The sequence below is a fragment of the Tunicatimonas sp. genome (genome assembly GCF_049647865.1).
Lineage (GTDB): Bacteria > Bacteroidota > Bacteroidia > Cytophagales > Cyclobacteriaceae > Tunicatimonas.
Window position 1 is genome coordinate 1 of record NZ_JBARYM010000314.1, and the last position, 7,421, is coordinate 7,421.

Annotated in this window: 6 protein-coding genes; 1 reads left to right on the forward strand and 5 read right to left on the reverse strand. The window is 48.0% G+C overall.

The annotated features are described in order from the left end of the window. Positions 1–91 precede the first annotated feature (91 nt). Positions 92–2,410, reverse strand: coding sequence for a GH92 family glycosyl hydrolase (locus WBA23_RS09530; protein WP_424582047.1), 2,319 nt, complete (start codon positions 2,408–2,410; stop codon positions 92–94). A gap of 102 nt (positions 2,411–2,512) precedes the next feature. Between WBA23_RS09530 and WBA23_RS09535 the strand changes: the two genes are divergently transcribed. Next, positions 2,513–3,694 carry a histidinol-phosphatase gene (locus tag WBA23_RS09535; RefSeq protein ID WP_424582048.1) on the forward strand — a complete coding sequence of 394 codons (1,182 nt, stop codon included), beginning with the start codon at positions 2,513–2,515 and terminating at the stop codon, positions 3,692–3,694. A 122-nt stretch (positions 3,695–3,816) separates the two neighbouring features. Here WBA23_RS09535 and WBA23_RS09540 read toward each other — a convergent pair whose 3' ends face one another. The 4 genes from WBA23_RS09540 to WBA23_RS09555 all read right to left on the reverse strand — a co-directional run. Further along, positions 3,817–4,290, reverse strand: a complete 474-nt coding sequence (locus WBA23_RS09540) for a nuclear transport factor 2 family protein (protein ID WP_424582049.1) — start codon at positions 4,288–4,290, stop codon at positions 3,817–3,819. 12 nt (positions 4,291–4,302) lie between these two features. After that, a complete protein-coding gene (locus WBA23_RS09545; RefSeq protein ID WP_424582050.1) occupies positions 4,303–5,580 on the reverse strand; it encodes a dienelactone hydrolase family protein in 1,278 nt (425 codons plus the stop codon). A gap of 123 nt (positions 5,581–5,703) precedes the next feature. Then, positions 5,704–6,435 (reverse strand): 3-keto-disaccharide hydrolase, encoded by a 732-nt coding sequence (locus WBA23_RS09550; protein WP_424582051.1) that lies wholly within the window; start codon positions 6,433–6,435, stop codon positions 5,704–5,706. A gap of 14 nt (positions 6,436–6,449) precedes the next feature. Beyond that, positions 6,450–7,421: putative collagen-binding domain-containing protein (locus WBA23_RS09555; RefSeq protein WP_424582052.1), on the reverse strand; the 972-nt coding region annotated here is incomplete at its 5' end.

Below are 7,421 nucleotides of genomic sequence, written 5' to 3' on the forward strand. Positions count from 1 at the left end.
AGTCTTCGGCAAAGGCAGAAAAGCCGGTGTCCGTTTTCTCTACTACAAAAGTGATCTTTCTAATTAACCTTTTCATCAGATACCTGCTTGATTACTTCTCTATTCTTTCAATATCACCCATAGAAGGTGGCACATCTTCGTTAGCCCATTCCGGGTTTGGCTCACTGCTCATTTCCAATACTAATTCTCCACCATCCACAATCTCCTGATGGGTAAGATACGCACGGTCTAGGGGCTCACCATTAAGGGTGGCCGACTGGATGTAGCGGTTTTCAGCCGAGTTACTGGTAGCTCGGATGGTAAACGGTTTCTCTCCGGCGTTCAATGATATTTCATCGAATACGGGGCTGCCGATTACGTAGTAGGGCATGCCGGGGGCGACGGGGTAGAAGCCCATCATGCTGAACACCAGCCAGGCTGACATTTGTCCGGCATCTTCGTTACCACTGAGCCCGCCGGGTTCGGCGCTGTATTCTTCGCGGATAATATCGCGTACCCACTGCTGGGTTTTCCAGGGAGCTCCGGCGTAAGCATACATGTATACCGTTTGGTGGCCGGGTTCGTTGCCGTGCCAGTAGTAGCGTTGCTCAAAAAGGGTATCCAATTGCTGAACGTATTGTTCCCGTCCGCCCATAGCCTGCATCAGTCCAGCGGCATCGTGAGGCACGTACCAGGTGTACTGAAAGGGCGAGCCTTCGGTAATGAACGGAGCTCGGGTGGCTACCGGATCGAAGGGTTCGTACCAGTCACCGTTAGCGTAGCGGCCCCGCACGTAGCCAGTGGTGGTGTCAAATACGTGTTGCCAGTTCTTAGCTCGTTCGGATAACTCCTGATAATCCTCATCTTCCCCAATCTTCTGGGCGACCTGCGATAATACAAAGTCGTCGTAAGCGTACTCTAAGGTACGAGAAGCCTGCTCGCGCTGATGGAAGGAATCAGGTACACTGTCTTCCATTGGAATATAGCCGTACTGCAAGTAAGAATCCATCGCCCGGCGACCCTGTCCATTACGGTAACTAGCCGTATCGGTGTTGGCTTCAAAGGCGTTCTTGCGCATCATTTTGTAGGCCAGTTCCTGATCAAAACCGTCAATACCTTTTATCCAGGCGTCGCCGATCATGGCGGTAACGTGGTCGCCAATCATGGCCGAAGTGTAGCTGTTCCAGGCGGGAAAAATGGGTAGCCAACCGCCTTGCTCGGCCTTTTTCAGCAAGGACTGTACCATATCAGCCGTTCGTTCGGGGTTAAGCAACGTTTGCAGCGGATGCACCGCCCGGAAGGTATCCCACATAGAGAAATCAGCGTAGTAGTCGAAGCCTTCGGCCCGATATACTTTTTTGCTACCGCCAAAGCCTAGATAAGCTCCATCGGTATCGCTAAAAACGCGGGGTAAAATCATGGCGTGGTACATAGCCGTGTAGAACATGATTCGTTCTTCTTCGCTACCCCCACTTATCTTTATCTTGCTAAGTTGCGCCAACCAGGCTTCCTCCGAGGTCTGTCGTACTTGCTCAAAGTTCCAGTGGGGAATTTCGGCTTCTAGATTCTTTCGAGCCTGATTGATACTGGTGAAGGAAGTTCCAACTTTCACTTTAATCGCTCCATCAGCCACCATTTTTACGTAGGCTCCCACCGCTTGGCCTTCACCTACCGATTTAGTTTCTCCTGACTCAATACTTTCACCCCGCCATACTCCAAAGTCAGCGAAGCCATCTTCTACTTGAATAACGAAGTAGCCACTAAAACCAGCCGATTCGCCCCAGCCCTGGTAGATACGATGCACCGGATTAAACCCAACAATCTCATTTCGTTGCGGAAAAATTTCTACGAAACCTTCCCCTTCGTCGCTGTTAGGTTCAATAATTAAGTTTAACGAATCACCCTGGGAAGTAAATCGCAGCATAGAAGCCCGGGAGGTAGCGGTTACCTCTGCTTGAATCTGATAATCGGTTAAGCTCACAGCATAGTAAGAAGGAGTAGCGGTCTCTTCCTCGTGCAAAAAGGCGGATGAGCGATCATCAGGTTTTATTTTTAAATCTCCGGTAGTCGGCATAATGGTAACGCTGCCGTAGTCTTGGGTGCAAGAACCGCTCATCCAGCGCGAACCTCGGAAGCCCTGAATTTGGGTGTCCTGATAATAGTAGGGCGACAAGCACTTTTGCTCGGTGGCGCGAGTCTGAGGAGTCCACTGAGTCATGCCGAACGGAACGCCCACGGCAGGAAAGGTCTGACCTCGCAGTTCCGAACCAGATTCGCTGTGCATCTGGGCGGTCTCGGTAGTGCTGGGTGCGGTCCCAATCAGCGGATTAACGTAGGATAGTAGGGTAGGGGGAGCATACGTTTCAGTAGTGCTACTACAAGCGAAAAAGATAAGACTTATCGGGAGAAAAAGGCGTAAGCAGAAGGTCATAGGTTGATAGATAATAAATATTTGACTTAGATGATCTTTTTAGTTGTTAGCAATTAACCAAATTTATAGATTGACAGTAATTTACTACCAACCAACTAATCTATGCTACGTTTTCTTACTTTTCTATTAATAATTCTGATTGCCACTTCAGCTGATGCCCAGCAGTGGTACCGGGGCAATCTGCATACGCATTCGTACTGGAGCGATGGCGACGATTTTCCGGAAATGATCGTAGATTGGTACAAAACCCACGACTACGATTTCATTGCTTTGTCAGATCATAATGTACTGGCTGAGGGGGAATTTTGGAAATTGCTGCCCGATACTGAGGAAGCCCAGCAAGGTTTTGAAGCTTACCATAATAAGTTTGGTGAAGATTGGGTTGTATATCAAACCAATAGTGAAGATCGGACGGAAGTGCGACTTAAAACGCTAAAGGAGTACCGGCCAAAGTTTGAGAAGAAAGGCGAGTTTCTAATTATTCAATCCGAAGAGATCACCGATGGGTTTGATAACAAACCAATTCACATGAACGCTACCAATGTTCAGGAGTTGATTGAGCCTCAAAGTGGGAGTAGCATCACCGAAGTAATGCAGAATAATATTAATCAGGTGCGGGAACAGCGAAAGCAAACCGGGCAGCCGATGTTTCCTCACATAAACCACCCCAACTTTGGCTGGGCTATTACGGTAGATGATATGCTGCCACTGACCGGCGAACGCTTTTTTGAAGTCTACAATGGTCATCCGCTGGTAAATAACTACGGCGATGACGAGAGGTTAGGTACTGAAGCAATTTGGGATATTTTAATATCGAATTACCTAGCAGAAGATAAACCGTTAATTTATGGTCTAGCGGTAGACGATGCTCATAACTATCACAATTACGACGGTGAGCATAGCAACCCAGGGAGGGGTTGGGTGATGGTGCAGGCCAATGAGTTAACTCCCGAAGCTATCATAAACGCGATGGAAGTAGGTAATTTTTACAGCAGTACCGGAGTAGCTTTAAAATCGATTACGTACGATGATCAGACCTTATCAGTTGAAGTAGAGTCGGAGAACAGCATCAACTACCAAATTCAGTTTTGGGGCACTAAACAAGGAGCTGGTCGAGAAGAAATGGGGACGTTACTGAATGAAGAAAGCGGAACCAAAGCTTCCTATCAACTAAAAGATGACGATCTATACGTACGCGCTAAAATCGTCTCGAATAAGCTTCAGCAAAACCCCTTTCAGGAAGGTGATACCGAAGTAGCCTGGACGCAGCCGGTGAGCAATTAATATAGTGTTTTAGTTTTATGGTGTTATAGTGCTAAGGTGTTAAAGTTTCTGAAACCAAGAACTTTAGACATCGTACGACGGTCACTATAATACTACGTACTATAACACACTAGCACCTACTATTACTTCACATACCTCTCCAATGCTGCGCGAGTATTCTTTCTGACTTTATTTCGTAGGAAAGGAGTAAAACCAAAGAGACGGCCGGGAGTACCAAGTGCCATAGTGGCCCATTTCCAGAAGCTGAACTGATCAGTGTGCTCTACGATTTTTCCGTTTCGAATGATAAATTTAGCTTGGATGATGTTGTGGATTGGTCGCCTATCTTTACCAAAGAGGTAGTCGGCTTCCCAAGTAGCATTACCGCCCGTAGCCGAGCCCTGCACATCGTAGAAATTAACTTTTAGACTATTTTTACCTCGTTCAATCAGCATTCGCCACATATTTTTGGCTTGCTCGCCCCGCAACTGCCCAAATGCCGGATCTTCAAACAAGATATTGTCGTCGTAGTAAGCAATCATATTCTTAGCATCTAATTGTTGAAAGGCCGTGTAAAACTGCTCAATAATTTGCTGATGCCCTTGTTCGGTATTCATAGGTTAAAATATTTAAGTAAGCCATTGATCAAACCAATCAAACGCTTCGCCCTGCATGTCTGCTTCAAATTTATGCAGTCCCGGATAAAAGGACGCACGGTAGTGCTCAGCGGATTCGGCTTTGGAAAATACTTCTTGAAGAATGCGGTCTGCTTTATACATTTCTTCCAGCGTGAACAGCTGGTCTTCGTTGTTGTTTAGCACCAATGTAGGGCGAGGTACGCGCATTCCTAGTACTTCGGGAAAATCCAGAAACTGGGGTAGGCGAGGAATATAGGTCATCCAAGTATGAGTGTAAGCTCGGTTGAGTAGAAAATCGTTCCAGGTAGTCATAAAACCTACGCAAACCGCGCAGGCAATTCGCTCATCCATACCCCCCAGGTAAGCCGAGCGTAATCCACCTCCCGATAATCCACAACAGCCTACTTTCGTAGTATCAACTTCGGGGCGAGCGCAGAGCACATCTAGGGCTCGCTGGTCTTCAGCTAAGAACACTCCCGGCCAAGTAGTGCCCCCACAAAATAGTGATTTAGAAAGTACGTGCTCGTGCTGCCCAGCCCAACGGTTGTACTCACGAATATATTCCTCGTTTTCATCATTCCCATCCACTTTATCGTCAACGTATAAACCCTGCCGATTTATTGCTGATATGTCCTCAAACTTAATTCGGCGGCTGCCAAAGGCGAAAGCATCGGGTACCAGCACCGCGTATCCGCGTTTAGCCAAATCGTTAGCCCAGGCTCGGCCACTGTAAACATTTTCCTGAAGCTCTACCATCATCGGGTGCCGCTCACCGGTTTGAGTAATTTTACGCTTACCGAAGTACTTGTCGCCACTGTGATCATGCAAGCCTAGTACCGCCGGTAAAGGTCCGGTGGCCCCGGTCGGCTTCAGCATTATAGCTTCGGTTGGGCGACCGTAGGGTAACTGCCAGCTTATTTCCTCAATATCTAGCCCATCGTAAGTATATTTTTTATGTACCGTTACCGGTGGGTTAGTGCCAATATCCGGTGCTCCTAAATATTCTCGCACTTTTTCTCTAGCCTCTTTTCGCCAGAAGTCTATATCATCCCACTTATCCTGCCGGAAGGAAAGTTCCGGAGGGTTAGTTGGTAAGGATGCAGCCCAAGGGCCGTAGTGACCGATAATGCTGGGAGAAGGTTCAGTAGCAGAGGGTAAGGGTTGGTTCATAGCGTTAGCATTAAAAAGATAAGGTAGACCACTGGTGCTGGTAGCAGCTAACCCGGATACGGTCGCTGATTTAATAAACGTTCTTCGGGATTGAGGCATGGTTGTGGGGGTAGAAGGTGAATGGTTGGTGGTATAGGGTAAATAAAGCAGTATTAATTAGTGTTGTTATGGCTTCTGTATAAAATTATCACTTTAGCTATTTTGACCATTTACCCTCAACCCTTACCGTTTACTCTCCTCTACTCCTGGAGGTAGTTCTACGATGCGTAGGTTACGAAAATGAATTTCGGCCCCTTCGGATTCTAAGCAGAGATAGCCTTTCTTCTGCGTGGCATGACTGAGACCGTTCACGAACTTTCCGTTAAACGACAGCTTCACTACTCCGTCTACACAGACCACATCGTAGGTGTTCCATTCCCCTCGTCCCTTGGCTCGGTGCTCAATAGATTTACTGCGGGTGCCGCGCGGATTATCCGGCTGGGTTTCTACTCCGCCCACTCCGAAAAGTTCTCCTTGCACATAAGCTACCGGAGGCTTCTTCCCGTCGCGCAGATTGAGATTCACCCAGTCGAGCTCCAGCATCTGTACTTCCACGCCGTCAGGTAGCCGGTTCTCCTCACCAGGGATGGCGTTGCTCCAAACGAAGATCCCTGAGTTACCACCTGGTTCCGTATGCTTCCACTCTACGTGCAGCAGAAAGTTCTCATATTGCTTAGATGAGCGAGCTACTCCAATGGGGTTGCCGTAGCAGATCAATTCCTCACCTTTCACCTCCCAGGTGCTGTCGCTGGTATTTACATCAATCCACTGTAGAGGCTGACCTTGGTCGTTACTATCCGCCATAATCTCATTCCAGGCGGTAATTTGTCCGAATTGAAATGAGGTAGGCTTCTGAGCATGAGCTGTCAGCGTACTACTAAGTAAAGGGACTAACCAAGCTAACAATAAATTCATAATAGATATTCTAATTAGTCTGTAGTTTCAGTTCTAACTAGTGCTACCCAATCTTTTGCTTGGTCAGTAAGTGGTTGACCGATAGAGACTTCGCCGGTAGCGGTTACTTTTGGTATTGTTCCTTCTTGTAAATCGCCTCCTTGGCGGGGATTGTACCACCTAATAGTGAACTCTTGTTGTGAATCACCCAGGTTGAGCGTGGGAGATTGCTGGACATTGCGTAGGTAAACGGCGTATACATCATCTTTGGCAGCAAGACAGTACGAAGCGGTATCCGAGGTAAGCTCGTCGGCAGGTTGCATTCGCCAGAATGGAAGGTGATCCTCAAAAAAGGTGCGGGCGTGGCGGTTCTGGTCCCAGAAAAGATTGCGGCTGCGGAAGTCTTGGGCGGTAAGGTCGGAGTTGGGACTGTCGTAGCCAAAGTACCACTCCACTCCGTAGCCACTCGCCATCAACGTACCCCAAAGAGCATTGGACCGAGCCAGGTCGTGGGTTGGATCTTCATCGTCGGGCAATAGAGCAACCTGGGCGTTTCCGGGTTCATCAACCGCCAGAGCCCAAACTTTTCCGGTGGAGTCCGACTTAGCTCGCCACTTTAGTACGCGGGGGTGCACGTCCCAAAACTCTTTATTCCTTAATTGCAGAGAAGCTCCGGTAAGGGGCGATTGATCGCCGATTAACTGCTGGTAACGATCATCCTGATTGGGAAAAGTATGGATGACCAAATGGTGCTGGTAGGGATCGAGCCGTTGAACGTAAGCTGCAACTTTCTTCACGTCCTCGATAGGCTGGTTATTTTCCTCCCCTAGATTCCAATTCAATGCCAGATGATGCCCGAAGCGGGCAATAAGCTCGCGGTAGTACAGCTTGCCTTCGGTGCCGAAGGGACCGTTGTACATAAAATGATCCGTCTCGGTTTCGTGGGTTTTGAAGTGTAGAAACATACCTTTTCTCTCAGCATAGTCAAATATTCGTTCCCATTGTTC

What these genes read in the sequence shown, in the direction of transcription:
- WBA23_RS09530 (WP_424582047.1), bottom strand. Translation starts at nt 2,410, where the DNA reads ATGACCTTCTGCTTACGCCTTTTTCTCCCGATAAGTCTTATCTTTTTC.
- WBA23_RS09535 (WP_424582048.1), top strand. Translation starts at nt 2,513, where the DNA reads ATGCTACGTTTTCTTACTTTTCTATTAATAATTCTGATTGCCACTTCA.
- WBA23_RS09540 (WP_424582049.1), bottom strand. Translation starts at nt 4,290, where the DNA reads ATGAATACCGAACAAGGGCATCAGCAAATTATTGAGCAGTTTTACACG.
- WBA23_RS09545 (WP_424582050.1), bottom strand. Translation starts at nt 5,580, where the DNA reads ATGCCTCAATCCCGAAGAACGTTTATTAAATCAGCGACCGTATCCGGG.
- WBA23_RS09550 (WP_424582051.1), bottom strand. Translation starts at nt 6,435, where the DNA reads ATGAATTTATTGTTAGCTTGGTTAGTCCCTTTACTTAGTAGTACGCTG.